Annotated in this window: 15 protein-coding genes; 5 read left to right on the top strand and 10 right to left on the bottom strand. The window is 69.3% G+C overall.

The genetic code is table 11. The features are described from left to right. Positions 1 to 32 precede the first annotated feature (32 nt). Positions 33 to 1,469 (bottom strand): type I glutamate--ammonia ligase, encoded by a 1,437-nt coding sequence (gene glnA / locus BST17_RS04545; protein ID WP_083055751.1) that lies wholly within the window; start codon positions 1,467 to 1,469, stop codon positions 33 to 35. Between the two features lie 115 nt (positions 1,470 to 1,584). Between glnA and BST17_RS04540 the strand changes: the two genes are divergently transcribed. Then, a complete protein-coding gene (locus BST17_RS04540) occupies positions 1,585 to 2,073 on the top strand; it encodes an RDD family protein (protein ID WP_083055750.1) in 489 nt (162 codons plus the stop codon). On the opposite strand, the gene BST17_RS04535 is transcribed toward BST17_RS04540, so the two are convergent. The 6 genes from BST17_RS04535 to sucB all read right to left on the bottom strand — a co-directional run bounded on the left by BST17_RS04535 (position 2,070) and on the right by sucB (position 9,056). After that, complete coding sequence (locus BST17_RS04535) at positions 2,070 to 3,887, bottom strand: amidohydrolase (protein WP_083055749.1); 1,818 nt, start codon at positions 3,885 to 3,887, stop codon at positions 2,070 to 2,072. The two genes, BST17_RS04540 and BST17_RS04535, sit on opposite strands and share 4 nt — an antisense overlap. A 35-nt stretch (positions 3,888 to 3,922) precedes the next feature. Beyond that, positions 3,923 to 4,675, bottom strand: a complete 753-nt coding sequence (locus tag BST17_RS04530) for a DUF4191 domain-containing protein (RefSeq protein WP_083055748.1) — start codon at positions 4,673 to 4,675, stop codon at positions 3,923 to 3,925. 9 nt (positions 4,676 to 4,684) lie between these two features. After that, positions 4,685 to 5,623: a lipoyl synthase gene (gene lipA / locus BST17_RS04525; protein WP_083055747.1), complete on the bottom strand. Its 939-nt coding sequence runs from the start codon at positions 5,621 to 5,623 to the stop codon at positions 4,685 to 4,687. After that, positions 5,620 to 6,291, bottom strand: a complete 672-nt coding sequence (gene lipB / locus BST17_RS04520) for a lipoyl(octanoyl) transferase LipB (RefSeq protein WP_083055746.1) — start codon at positions 6,289 to 6,291, stop codon at positions 5,620 to 5,622. Before lipB ends, lipA begins: the two co-directional genes overlap by 4 nt. A gap of 65 nt (positions 6,292 to 6,356) precedes the next feature. Next, positions 6,357 to 7,268 carry a TIGR01777 family oxidoreductase gene (locus BST17_RS04515; RefSeq protein ID WP_083055745.1) on the bottom strand — a complete coding sequence of 304 codons (912 nt, stop codon included), beginning with the start codon at positions 7,266 to 7,268 and terminating at the stop codon, positions 6,357 to 6,359. 3 nt (positions 7,269 to 7,271) lie between these two features. Further along, positions 7,272 to 9,056, bottom strand: a complete 1,785-nt coding sequence (gene sucB, locus BST17_RS04510; protein WP_083055744.1) for a 2-oxoglutarate dehydrogenase, E2 component, dihydrolipoamide succinyltransferase — start codon at positions 9,054 to 9,056, stop codon at positions 7,272 to 7,274. A gap of 145 nt (positions 9,057 to 9,201) precedes the next feature. Here sucB and BST17_RS04505 point away from each other — a divergent pair, with 145 nt between their 5' ends. Both BST17_RS04505 and BST17_RS04500 read left to right on the top strand, forming a co-directional pair. After that, a complete protein-coding gene (locus BST17_RS04505; RefSeq protein ID WP_083055743.1) occupies positions 9,202 to 9,558 on the top strand; it encodes an oxidoreductase in 357 nt (118 codons plus the stop codon). A 2-nt stretch (positions 9,559 to 9,560) separates the two neighbouring features. Continuing rightward, a complete protein-coding gene (locus tag BST17_RS04500; protein ID WP_083055742.1) occupies positions 9,561 to 11,330 on the top strand; it encodes an SDR family oxidoreductase in 1,770 nt (589 codons plus the stop codon). Between the two features lie 18 nt (positions 11,331 to 11,348). Here BST17_RS04500 and BST17_RS04495 read toward each other — a convergent pair whose 3' ends face one another. Both BST17_RS04495 and BST17_RS04490 read right to left on the bottom strand, forming a co-directional pair. Next, complete coding sequence (locus BST17_RS04495; protein WP_083055741.1) at positions 11,349 to 12,863, bottom strand: leucyl aminopeptidase; 1,515 nt, start codon at positions 12,861 to 12,863, stop codon at positions 11,349 to 11,351. Between the two features lie 10 nt (positions 12,864 to 12,873). Continuing rightward, positions 12,874 to 13,956, bottom strand: coding sequence for an adenylate/guanylate cyclase domain-containing protein (locus BST17_RS04490; RefSeq protein WP_083055740.1), 1,083 nt, complete (start codon positions 13,954 to 13,956; stop codon positions 12,874 to 12,876). Between the two features lie 43 nt (positions 13,957 to 13,999). On the opposite strand from BST17_RS04490, the gene gcvT reads away from it, so the two are divergent. Together gcvT and BST17_RS04480 are read left to right on the top strand one after the other, a co-directional pair. Then, positions 14,000 to 15,097, top strand: a complete 1,098-nt coding sequence (gene gcvT / locus BST17_RS04485) for a glycine cleavage system aminomethyltransferase GcvT (RefSeq protein WP_083055739.1) — start codon at positions 14,000 to 14,002, stop codon at positions 15,095 to 15,097. Between the two features lie 52 nt (positions 15,098 to 15,149). Then, positions 15,150 to 16,256: a branched-chain amino acid aminotransferase gene (locus tag BST17_RS04480; protein ID WP_083055738.1), complete on the top strand. Its 1,107-nt coding sequence runs from the start codon at positions 15,150 to 15,152 to the stop codon at positions 16,254 to 16,256. Between the two features lie 9 nt (positions 16,257 to 16,265). Here BST17_RS04480 and BST17_RS04475 read toward each other — a convergent pair whose 3' ends face one another. Beyond that, the gene (locus BST17_RS04475) at positions 16,266 to 17,675 is read right to left on the bottom strand and encodes a protein adenylyltransferase SelO (protein WP_083055737.1); all 1,410 of its coding nucleotides are present in this window, start codon (positions 17,673 to 17,675) and stop codon (positions 16,266 to 16,268) included. Between the last annotated feature and the right edge of the window lie 6 nt (positions 17,676 to 17,681).

Genomic DNA, 17,681 nt, shown 5'->3' with positions numbered 1-17,681 from the left:
CGTGTCTGCTCGCGCTGGTACTAGGTGCCGACTTACACGTCGTAGTACAGCGAGAACTCGTACGGGTGAGGGCGGATCTGGATCGGCATGATCTCGTTCTCCCGCTTGTAGGAGATCCAGGTCTCGATCAGGTCCTCGGTGAACACGCCACCCTCGGTGAGGTATTCGTGATCCTCTTCGAGCTTGTCGATCACCGCGGACAGCTGGGTCGGGGCCTGCGGGATGTTGGCGGCCTCGTCGGGCGGCAGCTCGTAGAGGTCCTTGTCGACCGGGGCCAGCGGCTCGATCTTCTTCTTGATGCCGTCGATACCGGCCATCAACATCGCGGCGAACGCCAGGTACGGGTTGCCCGAGCTGTCCGGCGCGCGGAACTCCAGGCGCTTGGCCTTCGGGTTGTTGCCGGTGATCGGGATCCGCACGGCGGCCGACCGGTTGCGCTGGCTGTAGACCAGGTTGATCGGGGCCTCGTAGCCCGGCACCAGACGCTTGTAGGAGTTCACCGTCGGGTTGGTGAATGCCAGCAGCGACGGCGCGTGGTGCAGGATGCCGCCGATGTAGTGCCGGGCGGTGTCCGACAGGCCGGCGTAACCGGACTCGTCGTGGAACAGCGGCTTGCCGTCCTTCCACAGCGACTGGTGGGCGTGCATGCCCGAACCGTTGTCGCCGAACAGCGGCTTGGGCATGAAGGTGACGGTCTTGCCGTTCTTCCACGCGGTGTTCTTGACGATGTACTTGAACAGCAGCACGTCGTCGGCCGCGGCCAGCAGCGTGTCGAACTTGTAGTTGATCTCGGCCTGGCCGGCGGTGCCCACCTCGTGGTGGCCGCGCTCCAGGACGAATCCGGCGTTCTGCAGGTTGGTGGCGATCTCGTCGCGCAGGTCGACGTAGTGGTCGTACGGGGCCACCGGGAAGTAGCCACCCTTGGGGCGGACCTTGTAACCGAGGTTCGGGCTCCCGTCGGCCTCGAAGGGCTCGCCGGTGTTCCACCAGCCCGACTCGGAGTCGATCTCGTACGAGGTGCCGTTGATCTTCGAGTCGAACGTCACCGAGTCGAAGATGTAGAACTCGGCCTCGGCGCCGAAGTAGGCGGTATCGGCGATGCCGGTGCTGACCAGGTAGTTCTCCGCCTTGCGGGCCACGTTGCGCGGGTCGCGCGAGTAGGCCTCACGGGTGAAGGGGTCGTGCACGAAGAAGTTGAGGTTGAGCGTCTTCGCCTTGCGGAAGGGGTCGATGCGCGCCGTCGCGGGATCGGGCAGCAGCATCATGTCCGACTCGTGGATCGACTGGAAGCCGCGCACCGAGGAGCCGTCGAAGGCCAGGCCGTCCTCGAACACGCTCTCGTCGAACGCAACCGCCGGGATCGAGAAGTGCTGGACCACACCGGGCAGATCGCAGAACCGAATGTCGACGTATTCGACGTTCTCGTCCTTGATCAGCTTGAAGATGTCATCCGAGGTCTTTTCTGCCACTACGAATTCTCCTTTTCTGGTGACCCGCGCGTTGACGCTATGGACACCATGTTGCACGGTCGTCAACCATATGTTGCGTAGAAGTTACGCAATGACGCCGCTCTATGCTGGGCGCATGGCCCGCGGGATCTCATCATGGTTGTCCGGACCGGAACCCTTCGACTCGGGTACCGGCACGGGCGCGCCCGGCCAGGATCGCGGCGACTACCCCGGGCACCGGCTGGGCCTGCCGCAGTACGGCTCGGGTTCCATCGCCGGTTTCGGCCGCCGCGCCGCCGCGCTGCTGGTCGACTGGTTGATCGCCTACGGGCTGACGGCGCTGGGCATGTCGCTGGGTCTGGTGTCGCTGACGATGATGTCGACCGTCGTGCTGGCGGTCTGGTTCGTCCTGGGTGCGGTGTCGGTCCGGCTGTTCGGGTTCACCCCCGGGCAGCTCGCGCTGGGACTGATGGTGGTGTCGGTGGACAACCGCCAACATGTCGGGTTCGGCCGGGCCGTGGTCCGCGGTCTGCTGGCGGCGCTGGTGATCCCGGCGCTGTTCACCGATTCCGACCAGCGCAGCCTGCACGATCTGGCGACGAAGACGGCGGTCGTGCGGCGCTAACCGGCCTCGTGCCGGATCCGGCCGTCCATCATCGTCATGGTGACGGTGGCGGTGTGGATGTCGTCCGGGTCGATCTCGAAGATGTTGCGGTCCAGCACGATCAGGTCGGCCCGCTTGCCGACCTCCACCGAGCCCACCCGGTCGTCCAGCCGGATCTGGTACGCCGCCCCGAGGGTGTTGGCGTGCACGGCCTGCTCCACCGTGAGCCGCTCATCGGCCGGGACCAGCACCGCGGCATCGGCCGAGCCGATCAGCCGGCGGGTCACCCCGATCTGGATGGAATCCAGCGGCTTGTAGGTGGAGAAGTAGCCGGCCGCCGGCCAGTCGGTGCCCAGCGAGATCCGACCACCGGAGCGCAGCACCGCCTGCGGCCGGTAGAGCAGATCCTTGCGCGGCGTCCCGTAGCGCGCACCCATGTTCTCGATGGTGTCCGGGTCGGCCGACATCCAGTTCGCCGAGAACTGCGCGGTCACCCCCAGCTGCCCGAAGCGCGGTGCATCGGCGTCCTCGACGTAGACCAGATGCGCGATGGCGTGGCGCCGGTCGCGCGGCGGGTTGGCCGCGATGGCCCGTTCGATGGCGTCGAGGCCGACGCGTGCCGTGCGCTCACCGCAGGCGTGGATGTGGACGTCGAACCCGGCGGCGTCGACGTCGGCGACCAACCGGTGCCACTGCTCCTCGGTGAACGGGGAGGCGCCGGTGGAATCGGGTTTGTCGGCGTAGGGCTCGATGAGCCAGGCGGTGTACCCACCCTGGGTTCCGTCGCCGATGATCTTCACCACGTCGACCGACACCAACTCGCCGGTGACCTGGGCACGCAGCGCCGTGAACTTCTCGACGGTGCCCTCGATCGGTGTGGTGCGCACCGAGTAGGAGGCGACCACCCGGAACGGCAGTTCGTTGCGCCCTTCGATATCGGTGTAGAGCCGCAGGATGGCGGCCTGGTCATCCCCGATGGGCGGAACGCCGGCATCGAAGACGGAGGTGATGCCCGCCGCGGACGCCTTCGGTAGCCAGCCCTGCACCAGGGTGCCCATGGTCTCGGGGGAGATCGGTTCGACGGCGTCGACGAGGCCGAGCACCGCGTTGACCTCCAGCACATACCCGGTCGGTTCGCCGTCCCGGTCGCGGGCGTAGTAGCTGAAGCCGGGCACCGGGTCCGGGGTATCCCGGCTGACCCCGGCCATCTGCAGGGCCGTGCTGTTGGCCCACAGGCTGTGGCCGTCGATGGCGAAGAAGAAGCCGGGACGGTCGGGCAGCACCCGGTCCAGATCCGCGCGGGTGGGGCCGTCCGGGCCGAACATGTCCACCCGCCAACCGAATCCCCGGACCGGGCCGGTCGGATTGTCCTTGGCGTAGCCGGCGATGGCATCGAGCGCATCGGCCAGTGTCGGCACCTGCAGGTCGACCCCGGAGGTCAGGAATGCGCCGAGGAAGGGGTGGGTGTGGCCCTCGACGAAACCGGGCATCAGCAGCCGGCCGTTCAGGTCGATCACCCGGGTGCCGGGACCGGCCAGGGCGGTGGCGCCGGCGTCATCGCCGACATAGCTGATGGTGTTGCCGGTGACGGCCACCGCCTGCGCCCACGGGACGGGCCCGGCGACGGTGTGGACGCGGCCGTTGTGGAACACGACATCGGGCGCGGCGCCGGTGCCCGGCGCGGACGACTCCGGCCCGGGCGACTCCGGCGGGGCACAGGCGGCCAACGTCCCGGCCGCGGCGACGGCCAGGGTCACCGTGGCCGCGCGCAACACCGCGCGGCGACTCGCCGTCAGCGCGGCGAAATGCGGGGCCCACTCGCATGCGGTGCACATGCGAGCAATCTAGGGCCAAATATTTGCGCTTGCGACTATTTGCGGCGGACGGTGCGTCCGACGCCGCGCATCTTGGCCTGGTTGGGCAGCGGGCCCTTCGGCATGGCGGCCGGGCCGATCTTGGAGCCCAGCGCCACCAGCTTCGACTCCAGCGAATCCATCTGCTTGACGGTGATATTGGCCGGCAGCTTGCCCAGGTGGCGCTCCAGCTTGGCCAGCGGCACCTCACCGTCGCCGTTGCCCACCACGATGTCGTAGATCGGCACATCGCCGACCAGCCGCGCGGTCTTCTTCTTCTCCTGCGCCAGAAGCGGTTTCACCCGGTTCGCGGAACCCTCACCGACCAGGATGACACCCGGGCGGCCGACCACCCGGTGCACGGCGTCGAAGTGTCCGGTGGCCGCGACACCCGGGGTGACCCGCCAGCGTCCGCGCAGGTTGTCCAGCGCCCAGGCGGCCGCACCGGTCTGGCCCTCGGCCTTGCGGTACACCGACTTCTGCGCGCGGCGACCGAAGATGATGAAGGCCACCAGCGCGCCCAGGATGATGCCCAGCGGGATCAGCATGTACATGGTGAAACCGCCGGCCAGCACGCCGAGCGCGATCGAGGCGCCCACGATGACGACGAACGCGCCGATCATGTACGGCAGCAGCCGCTTGTCCTCTTTGCGCTGGATCTGGAAGGCCTGCCACAGCTGACTGCGGCGCTGCTTGGACGCAGCCTTGCGGGCGGCCTTCGCCTCGGCCTTGGCGGCCTTGGTCTGGGCGGGGTTACGCGATTTCGCCATTCGACAAGTTTACGATGCGCCGGCGGCTGCTCTGACCCGCGCAGCCTCGGCATACAACTTGCCCGCCCGGTAGGACGATCGCACCAGCGGTCCGGCCAGCACACCGGTGAAGCCGATGCTCTTGGCGTAGTCGGAATGCTCGACGAATTCCTCGGGCCGCACCCAACGCTCGACGGGGTGGTGGCGCGGCGACGGGCGCAGGTACTGGGTGATGGTGACGATGTCGCAGCCCGCGGAGTGCAGATCGACCAGCGCGGTGCGCACCTCCTCGGGCGTCTCGCCCATGCCGAGGATCAGGTTGCTCTTGGTCACCAGCCCGAAATCGCGTGCGGCGGTGATGACATCGAGGCTGCGCTGGTAGCGGAAGGCCGGCCGGATCCGCTTGAAGATGCGCGGCACCGTCTCGACGTTGTGCGCGAACACCTCCGGACGGGACTCGAACACCTCGGCCAGCTGTTCGGGAATCGCGTTGAAGTCCGGGGCCAGCAGCTCGACGCCGGTGTTCGGGTTGAGCTCGTGGATCTGCCGCACGGTCTCGGCGTAGAGCCACGCGCCGCCGTCGGGAAGATCATCGCGGGCCACCCCGGTGACCGTCGAGTAGCGCAGACCCATCGCCTGCACACTCTCGGCGACGCGGCGCGGCTCGTCACGATCCAGTTCGGCGGGCTTGCCGGTGTCGATCTGGCAGAAGTCGCAGCGCCGGGTGCACTGTTCACCACCGATGAGGAAGGTGGCCTCGCGGTCCTCCCAGCACTCGTAGATGTTGGGGCAGCCGGCCTCTTCGCAGACGGTGTGCAGACCCTCGCGGCGGACCAGGCTCTTCAGTTCGGTGTACTCCGGACCGGTGCGCAGTTTGGTCTTGATCCACGGCGGCTTGCGCTCGATGGGGGTCTCGGCATTGCGCACCTCGAGGCGCAGGAGTTTACGGCCTTCCGGTACGACAGTCACGACGTCAATGCTACGCGGATTCGCCCGTCCAAAGCGCCGGAGACGGCGTCGGCGACGGCGTCCGTGACATCTTTCACCCCGACGTGGCGCCCCAGCTCGGCGGTCAGTGAGGTGACGCCGGCGTCGGTGATACCGCACGGGATGATCCCGCCGAACGCGCCGAGGTCGCAGTCGCAGTTGAGGGCGAAGCCGTGCAGGGTGACCCCGCGGGCCACCCGGATGCCGATGGCGCCGACCTTGCGGGCCGGGGCGGCATTCGTCGCGGGCACCCAGACCCCGGAGCGTCCGTCGATGCGCGTCGTCGGCAGGCCGAGTTCGGCGCACACGGTGATCAGTGCTTCCTCAAGGCGCCGAACGAAGTTCACCACGTCCAGCGGCTCGGCCAACCCGATGATCGGATAACCGACCAGCTGACCCGGCCCGTGCCAGGTGATCTTGCCGCCGCGGTCGGTGTCCACCACCGGGACACCGTCGACCGGGCGTTCGTGGTCCTCGGTGCGTTTGCCCGCGGTGTACACCGGCGGATGCTCGAGCAGCAGCAGCGTGTCCGGGCCACCGGCAACCCGCGCGTCGGCGATCTCGCGCTGCAGCTGCCAGGCCTGCTGATAGTCCAGGGTGCCCAGCAGGCGTACCTGCATCGGTTCGGCCGAGGAGCGGATGGAGTTCACAGCTAGACGCTACGCCGGTGGGACACCGGCCAGATACTCACGCCGGTGGGACACCGGCCAGATACTCACGCCGGTGGGACACCGGAGGTGACATAGGTCAGTGCCTCGCCGACGGTGTTGTGCGCGAACACGAAACCGGCCCGTTCCAGAGCGGCCGGGATGGCGCGCTGCCCGGCCAGCAGTCCCTCGTCGGCGAACTCGCCGAGCGCGGCGCGCAGCGCGAAACCGGGCACGATCATCGGCGTCGGCCGGTGCAGGGCGCGCCCGAATGCGGCGGTGAACTCCCCGTTGGTGACCGGTGCCGGTCCGGTCAGATTCACCGGACCCGACAGCGCGTCGTGGCGCAGCGCGAAGCGGATGGCCCTGATCACGTCCTCCAGGCTGATCCACGGGAAGTACTGGCGCCCGTTGCCCAGCCGGGCACCGAGGCCAAGCCCGAAGATCGGCCGCAGCCGGCTGAGCATGCCGCCGCTGGGGGAGAGCACCAGACCGGTGCGCAGCAGCACCACCCGGGCGCCGGCGTCGGACGCCGCGGCCGTCGACGCCTCCCAATCGGCGCACAGCTGGGCCAGGAACCCGTCGCCCCGCGGTGCGGTCTCGTCGACCATCCGGTTGCGGGTGTCGCCGTAGAAGCCGACCGCACTGGCATTGATCAGCAGCGGGATCCCGACCTCGGCGACGGCCGCGGCCAGCACCTCGGTCGGCCCGATCCGGCTGTCACGCAGGCTCTGCTTGAACGCACCCGACCACCGTTGGTCCGCGACACCGACACCGCACAGGTTGATCACCGCGTCGACACCGGTCAGCGCGTCGATGTCGAGTCGGCCGGAGTCCGGATCCCAGAACACCTCGTCGGCACCGGACGGCGCGCGGCGCACCAGGCGCAGCACCCGGTGCTCGGCGGCGCGCAGCGTGGTCGTCAGGGCAGAACCGATGAGCCCCGACGACCCCGCGACGGCGATGACCTGCTCGGTCATCGGTTACAGCCCCAGATCGGCCTCGAACGCGCCCTCTTCAAGCCGCCGCTTGATCGTGGTCAGGAAGCGTCCCGCGTCCGCGCCGTCGATGAGCCGGTGATCGTAGGTGAGCGGCAGGTAGGCCACCGACCGCACGCCGATCGACTCGTTGCCGAACTCGTCGACGATCACCCGCGGCCGCTTGACGATGGCGCCGGTGCCCAGCATCGCCGCCTGCGGCGGTACCAGGATCGGGGTGTCGAACAGCGCGCCCTGGCTGCCGATGTTGGTGATGGTGAAGGTGCCACCGGAGAGCTCGTCGGGCTTGAGGTTGCCCGACCGGGCGCGCGCGGCGATATCGGCGATGGCCCGGGCCAGCCCGGCCAGCGAGAGATCACCGGCGTTGTGCACGACGGGGGAGAGCAGACCCTGCTCGGTGTCCACCGCGAAGCCGAGGTGCTCGGCGTCGTAGTAGGTGATCTCCTTGGTGTCCTCGTTGTAGCTGGCGTTCACGTTGGGATGCGCCTTGAGGGCATCGACCACGGCGACGGCGAAGAACGGCAGGAACGTCAGGTTGACGCCCTCGCGCTCGGCGAAGCTCTTCTTCGCCTTGGCCCGCAGCGCCACGATCTTGGTCAGATCGACCTCGTGGGTCTGCGTCAGCTGCGCGGTGGCCTGCAGCGACTCGCGGGTCTTCTTCGCGGTGAGCTGACGGATCCGGTTCGCCTTCTGGGTGGTGCCCCGCAGATGCGACAGCGGCGCCGGGCTGGTGTTGGCGTTGGCCGGCGCCATCGCGGCGGCCGGCGCCTTGGCGGGCGCCTCGGCGGCCTGCTCGGTGCTCGACTTCTTGCTCTCCGCCGCGGCCAACACATCCTGCTTGCGGATCCGCCCACCGACCCCGGTGCCCTTCACCGAGGCCAGGTCGACGCCGTTCTCCGAGGCGAGCTTGCGCACCAGCGGGGTGACATACGGGTTGGCATCGGATTCGCTGCCGGCGGCCGCCGGTGCGGGATCGGACTTGGGTTCGGGCTTGGTTTCTTGCTTGGGTTCGGGCTTCGGCTCCGGCTTGGGTTCGGGCTTGGCCTCTTGCTTGGGCTCCGGCTTGGGTTCGGGCTTGGCCTCTTCCTTGGGCTCGGGCTCGGGCTCTGGTTCGGGTTCGACGGCGGCCTCGGCACCGGCCTCGCCGATCTTGGCGAGCTCGCCGCCGACCGCGACGACATCGTCCTCCTCGGCGCTGATCGACAGCAGCGTGCCGGCGACCGGCGACGGGATCTCGGTGTCGACCTTGTCGGTGGAGACCTCGACCAGCGGCTCGTCGACGGCAACCTCGTCGCCGACCTTCTTCAGCCAGCGGGTGACGGTGCCCTCGGTGACCGACTCGCCCAGCTCCGGCATCTTCACGGAGGTGGACTCACCCCCGCCGGACGCGGCCGGCTTGGCGGGCTTGGATTCCTGGGGTTCGGACTCTTGCGGCTCGGACTCTTCGGCGGCGGGCTCGGGCTCCGGTTCGGGTTCGGGCTCCGGCTCGGCCTCTTCGGCGGGAGTGGAATCGCCGGTCGGGGCGGACTCGCCCTCCTCGCCGATCAGCGCGAGGTCGCCACCGACCTCGACGACGTCGTCCTCGGCCGCGATGATCTTGGTGAGCACGCCCGCGGCGGGCGACGGGATCTCGGTGTCGACCTTGTCGGTGGAAACCTCAAGCAGCGGCTCGTCGACGGCGACGGTGTCGCCCTCCTGCTTGAGCCATCGTGTGACGGTCCCCTCTGTCACGCTCTCACCGAGTGCGGGCATCTGGACTGAGATTGCCATGGGTTTTGACTCCTCGAAAGTCATCGTCACGTGTCGAATGCGGTGCGCTTCTATCCTGTCACGTCCGTCGCACGCGGTCGTCACGGACGTCCCCACCGGTTGCTCTGGCACCATCGAAGGTGACATCCGAGAGGAGTAACCCCAGTTGGGACTGTTCGACAGGTGGCGCCGGGGGCGCGGGGGCGCCGGCACGCAGACCCGTAAGCAGGCTTCGGCCGACCTCGACTACCTCCGCCAGTGGGTCGCGACCCACACCGGCGTGGAGGCCTTCGTCGAACCGCAGACCACCGTCACCGAGGTCACCGTGGTGCTGGTGGCCGTCGACGGTGAGTGGACCCGGCGGCGCACCGGCGGGGACGCCGGCGCCAAACGGCTGAGCAAGCAGCTCAACATCCCGGTGTACGACGTGCAGAAGGTCGGCTACCCCCAGCGCATGCGCGACTACGATGCGCGACGCCGGATCGAACGCGACCGGGAACGCCGTCGTGAACTAGAGGGGTAACCATGCCAGCAGTCACCGAACGGTTCGTCACCAGCGGTGACGGCACCCGGATCGCCGTCTGGGAGGAAGGCGACCCGGACGCGCCCGCGGTGGTGCTGGTGCACGGTTGGCCGGACTCGCACGTGCTGTGGGACGGCGTGGCGCCGCTGCTGGCCGGGCGTTTCCGGGTGGTCCGCTACGACAATCGCGGCGTCGGGAAATCCGATGTGCCCCGGCCGGTGGCCGCCTACAGCATGGCCCGCTACGCCGACGACTTCGCCGCCGTCGCCGCCGCGGTCAGCCCGCAACGACCGGTGCACGTGCTGGCCCACGACTGGGGTTCGGTCGGGGTGTGGGAGTACCTCGGCCGGCCCGGTGCGGCATCGGTGGTGGCATCGTTCACCTCGGTGTCCGGGCCGAGCAGCCGGCACCTCAACCGCTACGTCAAGGACGGGCTGCGGATGCCCTACCGGCCGCGGCGGTTCGGCCGCGGGCTGGCCCAGCTGGCCCGGCTGTCCTACATGGGCGCGTTCTCCACCCCGGTACTGGCGCCGGCCGCGGTGCGGCTGGCCTTTGCCCGCGGCGCGATGACACGACGGCTCACGCGCGCCGGCGTCAAGCCGACGGACATCCACCATTCGCCCGCGCTGGCCGCCGACGCCGCCCGCAGCATGAAGGTCTACCGGGCCAACTACTTCCGGACGCTGCGCCAGCCGCGCACCGATCACGAGGTGGGCGTGCCGGTTCAGCTGATCGTGAACCGGCGCGACCCGTACGTGCGCCCGTACACCTACGACGAGATCGGACGGTGGGTGCCGCTGCTGTGGCGTCGCGACCTCGACGCCGGGCACTGGGCGCCGATGTCGCATCCGGCCCCGCTGGCTGCCGCCGTCAACGAACTCGTCGACCATCTCGACGGGGCGCCGCCGGCGCGCACCCTGGCCCGCGCCCGGGTCGGGCTGCCGCGCGCGCCGTTCGGCGATCAGCTGGTCTCGATCACCGGTGCCGGCAGCGGGATCGGGCGGGCCACCGCGCTGGCCTTCGCCGAACGCGGGGCCGAGGTCGTGGTCAGCGATATCGACGAAGCCGCCGCCGCGGAAACCGCCGCGCAGATCGTCACCGCCGGCGGCACCGCCCACCCCTACCGGCTCGATGTGGCCGATGCCGACGCCGTGGAACGCTTCGCCGAGCAGGTGTGCGACACCCACGGCGTGCCCGACATCGTGATCAACAACGCCGGCGTCGGGCAGGCCGGCTTCTTCCTGGACACCCCGGCCGAGGAGTACGCGCGGGTGCTGGACATCAACTTCGGTGGCGTCATCAACGGCTGCCGTTCGTTCGGGAAACGGCTGGCCGACCGGGGTATCGGCGGACACATCGTCAACGTCGCGTCGATGGCGTCCTACGCCCCGCTGAACGTGATGAACGCCTACTGCACGTCCAAGGCGGCGGTGTTCATGTTCTCCGATTGTCTACGCGCCGAGCTGGATTCGGCGGATGTGAAGGTGTCGACGATCTGCCCCGGGGTGGTCGGCACCAACATCGTCGAGGCCACCCGGTTCTCCCTGCCCGAAGACCGCGGCTACGACGCCGACACCATCCGCGCGCGGGCCCGGCGCGGCTTCGCGGTGCGCCGGGTGGGGCCGGACAAGGTGGCCAAGGCGATCATCGACGCGGTGCGCAACAACAAGCCGGTCCGGCCGGTCAACGCCGAGGCCTACCTCGTCTACGGCGTCGCACACGCCTTCCCGCAGGTGATGCGCAGCACCGCCCGCGGCGGCAACATCATGTAGCCCGCGACGCACTGAAAACTAGCCGTTGGCGGCGATGTCCTCCAGGACCGCGAACATGGTCCGGGTCGGTACGCCGGTACCGCCCTTGGGGGTGTACCCCCACGGCCCGCCGGTGTTGTAGGCCGGTGCGGCGATGTCGATATGCGCCCACTCGACACCCTCGGCGACGAACTCACGCAGATACACCCCGGCCACCAGCATCCCGGCGTAGCGCGAGGCGCTGACATTGGCCAGGTCGGCGACCTGGGACTTGAGGTCGTCCTTCAGTTCCTCGGGCAGCGGCATGGCCCAGCCGTTCTCGCCGATGGCCTGGGACAGCTCGGCCACCCGGTCACGGAAGTCGTCGCTGCCCATCACGCCCGGGGTGCGCGCACCCAGGGCGACCGTCTGCGCGCCGGTCAGCGTGGACGTCTCGATCAGGTAGTCGGGATCATCCTCGCAGGCCCGCACGATGGCGTCGGCCAGCACCAGCCGGCCCTCGGCGTCGGTGTTGAGCACCTCGACGGTGGTGCCGCCGTACTGGGTCAGCACGTCGCCGGGGCGCTGCGCGGTGGCCGAGGGCATGTTCTCGGCCATCGGCACGTAGGCGATGACGTCGATGGGCAGTTTCTGCTTGGCGGCCAGCACCACGGTGGCCACGACCGCCGCCGCCCCACCCATGTCGGAGGTCATGTGGTGCATGTTCGCCGCCGGCTTGATCGAGATGCCGCCGGTGTCGAAGGTGATGCCCTTGCCGACCAGCGCCACCTTCTTGGCGCGCCGGCCGCCGCCCTTGTGGGCCAGGCGTACCAGCCGGGGCGGGCGCGAGGAACCCTTGCCGACGCCGATGATGCCGCCGTAACCGCCCTTGGCCAACGCCTTGTCGTCGAGCACCTCGACGGTCAGACCGGCGGCCTCACCCAAAGCCTTTGCCTGCTTGGCGAATTCGTCGGGGTAGAGATGGCTGGGCGGGGTGTTCACGAAATCGCGGGCGGTGGCGACCGAGGTCGCGATGTCGACCGCACGCTGGACCTGCGCCTTGGTGGCGGCCTTGGTGTCGGCGGCCAGCGCGACGATCTTGGTCAGGCCGGTGTCCTTGGGCGCGGTCTTGGCGCTGCGGAAGTCGGTGAACCGGTAGGCCCCCAGGATCAGGCCCTCGACGGTGGCGCCGAGATCGAGGCCGGCGAGTGCGGCGACGACGGTGCCGACCTTGTCCAGTGAGCGGGCCGCCGCACCGGCCGCCCGACGGATGGTGTCCGCGGGCCATTCCTCGCGCGGGTCGCCGAGACCGACGGTCAGCACGCTGGCCACCGGCAGGCCGGTCACCACCAGTCGGTGCAGCTGGCCCTCGCCACCGGTCGCATTGAGCGCCCGCAGGCCGGATTCGATTGCGGTGACGGCATCGGCGCCGAGGTGGGTCTGGGCGCCGGCCACCACGGGGCCGTCGTCTCCGCTGACCACGCCGACCAGCAAGACGGCGTCGGTGACACCCCTGCCGGGCAGGGACGAGCTGACGGTGACGGTCGGGGCCTGGTATCCGGGTGCGCTGCTCACCCGGTCAACCCTAATCAGGAATCAGCGCGTACGCGGTGACCGGCTCGGCGAAGCCCTTCAGGGTGAGCGCGGCCGGAGCGCTCACCCGCACCCCGGGCAGCAGCTCGTGCAGCGTCGCCGAGACCAGGATCTGTCCGGGTGCGGCGGCGGCCACCAGCCGGGCCGCCCTGTTGACCGGACTGCCGAAATAATCGCCGCCGGTGGCCAGCACGGTGCCGAAATCCAGACCGGCCCGGATCGGCAGGCCGGCCTCGGCGGCCTTGGGATGGCCGACGAGATCGGCCGCGACCGTGGCCAGCTGCTGCGGGGTCGGCGCCACCCACATGACCTCGTCGCCGATGAACTTCACCAGCCGGCCGCCTGCGGCATAGATGACATCGGCTGCGGCACCGCTGAATTCGTTGAGCAGCGCGGCCAGCTCCAGCGTTTCCAGGGTCTGGGTCAGCGCGGTGAAGCCGGACAGGTCGGCGAATCCGACGCCGCACACCACCGTCGAGGAGTCCTCGTGCGCCACCAATTCCAGATAGCGGCGGGTGTTCTGCAGGTGGTGTCGGTGCACGGCGTCGATCAGCGCACCCAGGCGGGGCACGAACTCCGCGGCCTCACGGTAGGTGCGGGCGGTGATCAGCTCGTCGTGGGACCGCTCGATCTGGATGCCCGGATTGGCGTGCCGGATCATCGAGGCGACCGCCTCGGACAGTCGGGCCAGCACCGAACCGACGACCCGCAACAGGCCGGTGGCCGCCTCGTCACCGACGGCTGCGCGCATATCGGCCCACAGTGCCAGGCCGTCCACATCCGGCCGGCTGAGCACGATGTCGTCGGGACCGGCCACCGTGAGCCCGAGGGCCGTCCAGGCGCGGCCGACCTCGGCGACCGGCAGGCCCAGTTCGGCGGCCGCGCTGCGCAGGCTGTGCACCGGGGGACCGGACAACTGCACGACGTCGCCGGCCAGCCCGAACAGCCGTCCGCGCCGCTCGGCGTCGATCATCTGCTCGGCGGTGAACCCCAGCCCGTCGAGATATTCGATCAGCGGCGCCCGGTCGCGCGCGTCGGCGATCCCACCGGCGGCCAGCGCGTCGAAATCCACCACCGGGCAAGTGTGCCAGCAGCGGGTGCCGCATTAGGGTGAGTTCGTGAGTGATGACGTGCTGCACGGACCGCTGGAAGAACAACACCGCGCGCTGGGCGCCGCCTTCGCCGAGTTCGGCGGCTGGCTGATGCCGGTGTCCTATGCGGGCACCGTCGCCGAACACACCGCCACCCGCGAGACGGTCGGCCTGTTCGACGTCAGCCATCTGGGCAAGGCGCTGGTCAAGGGTCCGGGCGCCGCGGCCTACGTCAACAGCGCCTTCACCAACGACCTGAACCGGATCGGGCCCGGCAAGGCGCAGTACACGTTGTGCTGCAACGACTCCGGTGGCGTGATCGATGATCTGATCGCCTACTACGTCGCCGACGACGAGATCTTCCTGGTACCCAACGCGGCCAATACCGCGGCGGTGGTGGCCGAACTGCAGCGCCGGGCGCCGGCCGGACTCACCATCACCGACGAGCACCGCTCCTATGCGGTGCTGGCGGTGCAGGGACCCAAGGCGGCCGAGGTCGTCGGCCGGCTCGGACTGCCCACCTCGATGGATTACATGGGGTACGCCGACGCCGAGTACGGCGGCGTCCCGGTGCGGGTGTGCCGCACCGGTTACACCGGCGAGCAGGGTTTCGAGCTGCTCCCCGAATGGGACCGCGCCGCCGTCGTGTTCGACGCCCTGGTCGACGCGGTCCGGGCCGCGGGCGGGCAACCGGCCGGCCTGGGCGCCCGCGACACACTGCGCACCGAGATGGGGTACCCGCTGCACGGTCACGAACTGTCCCTGGACATCTCACCGCTGCAGGCCCGCACCGGCTGGGCCGTCGGCTGGCGCAAGGACGCGTTCTGGGGCCGCGACGCGCTGCTGGCCGAAAAGCAGGCCGGGCCCATCCGCACGCTGCGCGGGCTCAAGGCGGTGGGGCGCGGTGTGCTGCGCGCCGATCTCGACGTGCTGGACGGCGAGACGGTGGTGGGCACCACGACATCGGGGACGTTCTCGCCGTCGCTGAAGGTCGGTATCGCGCTGGCGCTCATCGACACCGCGGCGGGTATCGAGGACGGGCAGACCGTCACCGTCGATGTGCGCGGCCGGGCGCTGGAGTGCGAGGTCATCAAGCCGCCGTTCGTGACAGCGCGCACCCGGTAGCGCCCCGCGGCGGGCGCCAAAACCGCTAGCCAACGGGTTATACAATCGGTTCATGACTGACGGCCCTCTCGAATTCACGCTTGCCCGCAACACCTCACCGGCAAGCGACGAGGTAAGGGACGGCATCCTGGCCGATCCGGGGTTCGGCCGCTATCACACCGACCACATGGTCTCGCTGAGCTACACGCGTGCCCAGGGATGGCATGACGCGCAGGTGCTGCCCTACGGGCCGATCGAGCTGGATCCGTCGGCCATCGTGCTGCACTACGCGCAGGAGATCTTCGAAGGGCTCAAGGCCTATCGCTGGACCGACGGTTCCATCGTGTCGTTCCGCCCCGAGGCCAACGCCGCGCGGCTGCAGGCCTCGGCGAATCGACTGGCCATCCCGGAGTTACCGACCGAGGTCTTCCTGGAATCGCTGCGCCAGTTGATCGCCGTCGACGAGAAGTGGGTGCCCGCGGCCGGTGGTGAGGCCTCGCTGTACCTGCGACCGTTCGTCATCGCCACCGAACCCGGACTCGGGGTGCGCCCCGCCGATGAATACCGCTACCTGGTGATCGGTTCGCCGGCCGGCGCGTACTTCAAGGGTGGGATCAAGCCGGTCAGCGTGTGGCTGTCGCACGAGTACGTGCGTGCCTCGCCCGGCGGCACCGGTGCGGCCAAGTTCGGCGGTAACTACGCGGCATCGCTGCTGGCCCAGGCCCAGGCCGCCGAGCACGGTTGTGATCAGGTGGTGTGGCTGGACGCCCTGGAACGGCGCTATGTCGAAGAGATGGGCGGGATGAACCTGTTCTTCGTGTTCGGCAGCGGTGGCTCGGCGCGCCTGGTCACCCCGGAGCTGTCCGGTTCGCTGTTGCCGGGGATCACCCGGGATTCGTTGCTGCAGTTGGCAACCGATGCCGGGTTCGCCATCGAGGAACGCAAGATCGATGTCGACGAATGGCAGAAGAAGGCGACCGCGGGGGAGATCACCGAGGTGTTCGCCTGCGGCACCGCCGCCGTCATCACCCCGGTGTCGCACGTCAAGCACCGCGACGGCGAGTTCACCATCGCCGACGGTCAGCCCGGCGAGATCACCATGGCCCTGCGCGACACCCTGACCGGGATCCAGCGCGGCACCTTCGCCGACACCCACGGCTGGATGTCCAAGCTGAACTGAGCGCCGCGGTCAGGTGCCGCAGAAGGTGCGGTAGCTCGCGGCGAAATCCTGCGAGCCCGCGCCGGCATAGCGCTCCAGGCCCGGACGTTCGGTGAACGGATCGCGCAGGACGTCCAGCAGTCGGTGCACCGGCGTCAGATCACCGGCGGTGGCCGCCGCCAGCGCCTCCTCGACCAGGTGGTTGCGCGGGATGTAGACCGGATTCACCCGGTTCATCGCCGTGGTGTCGGGCTGGTGTGCCCGCCAGCGCTGCACCCAGCCCATGAAGCCCAGCGGCACGTCACCGCGGGCCAGGCCACGGAAGAACGACGTGTAGTCGAGCTGGTGCTCGGTCAGCAGCGCGGGCAGCTCGTCGATCAGTGCATCCTCGGAATTGTTCTCGGCCAGGCCGAGTTTGGCGCGCATCCCGGCCCGCCACGCACGCTGGTAACGGGTGGCGAACTCGCCGAGCGCGGTCGTCGCGGTCTCGATGGCCCGATCGGTATCGCCGGCGGTCTCGGCGAGCAGCGGCAGCAGTGTCTCGGCGAAGCGGGCCAGGTTCCAGCCGGTGATCGCCGGCTGATTCCCGTACGCGTAGCGGCCCCAGCTGTCGATCGAGCTGAAAACCGTCTCGGGGTTGAAGGTGTCCATGAACGCGCACGGCCCGTAATCGATGGTCTCGCCGGAGATCAGCACGTTGTCGGTGTTCATCACGCCGTGGATGAAACCCACCAGCATCCACTTGGCGACCAGTTCGGCCTGCACCGTGAGCACCGCGTCGAACAACGCCAGATACCGATCGTCCGCGTCGGCGCACTGCGGGTGGTGCCGGGCGATGGCGTAATCGGCCAGCCTGCGCAGCAGGCCGAGATCGCCGGTGCTCGCGGCGTAGACGAAGCTGCCCACCCGCAGATGGCTGGCGGCGACCCGGGCCAGCACCGCACCGGGCAGCACCGTCTCCCGCTGTACCGGCGCACCGGTGGCGACCACCGACAGCGACCGGGTGGTCGGGATCCTCAGGGCGAACATGGCTTCGCTGACGATGTATTCGCGCAGCATCGGCCCCAGCGCGGCCAGCCCGTCCCCGCCGCGCGATAGGGGCGTCCGGCCGCTGCCCTTCAGGTGCAGGTCTCGACCGTCGGGGAACTCGCCGAGCAGTAGGGCACGACCATCGCCGAGGCGGGGCTGCAGCCCGCCGAACTGGTGTCCGGCATACACCTGCGCGACGGGTTCGGTGCCCGGCGGCAGCACCGTTCCGGTCAGCAGGCCGATACCGTCCGGTGTGCGCAACCATTGCGGATCCAGGCCGAGATCGCGCGCCAATGCCTCGTTGAGCACGGTCAGGGTGGGTTGCGGCGGGGTCTGCGCCTGCCAGCTGATGGCCAGTTCGGGCAGCTCCCTGGCAAAACGGTTGTCCAGCGCGATCGTCGACGCGGTCATATGTTC

It is taken from the genome of Mycolicibacterium bacteremicum, from assembly GCF_002086115.1.
Taxonomy (GTDB): domain Bacteria; phylum Actinomycetota; class Actinomycetes; order Mycobacteriales; family Mycobacteriaceae; genus Mycobacterium; species Mycobacterium bacteremicum.
Note: the sequence above shows the minus strand (reverse complement) of the source record. Positions and strands in the feature narration are given on the sequence as shown.

Excerpts from the sequence above, each read along its gene's own strand:
- BST17_RS04515 (WP_083055745.1), bottom strand. The coding sequence starts at position 7,268 with ATGACCGAGCAGGTCATCGCCGTCGCGGGGTCGTCGGGGCTCATCGGT.
- sucB (WP_083055744.1), bottom strand. The coding sequence starts at position 9,056 with ATGGCAATCTCAGTCCAGATGCCCGCACTCGGTGAGAGCGTGACAGAG.
- BST17_RS04480 (WP_083055738.1), top strand. The coding sequence starts at position 15,150 with ATGACTGACGGCCCTCTCGAATTCACGCTTGCCCGCAACACCTCACCG.
- BST17_RS04530 (WP_083055748.1), bottom strand. The coding sequence starts at position 4,675 with ATGGCGAAATCGCGTAACCCCGCCCAGACCAAGGCCGCCAAGGCCGAG.
- BST17_RS04475 (WP_083055737.1), bottom strand. The coding sequence starts at position 17,675 with ATGACCGCGTCGACGATCGCGCTGGACAACCGTTTTGCCAGGGAGCTG.
- BST17_RS04535 (WP_083055749.1), bottom strand. The coding sequence starts at position 3,887 with ATGTGCACCGCATGCGAGTGGGCCCCGCATTTCGCCGCGCTGACGGCG.
- BST17_RS04500 (WP_083055742.1), top strand. The coding sequence starts at position 9,561 with ATGCCAGCAGTCACCGAACGGTTCGTCACCAGCGGTGACGGCACCCGG.
- BST17_RS04540 (WP_083055750.1), top strand. The coding sequence starts at position 1,585 with ATGGCCCGCGGGATCTCATCATGGTTGTCCGGACCGGAACCCTTCGAC.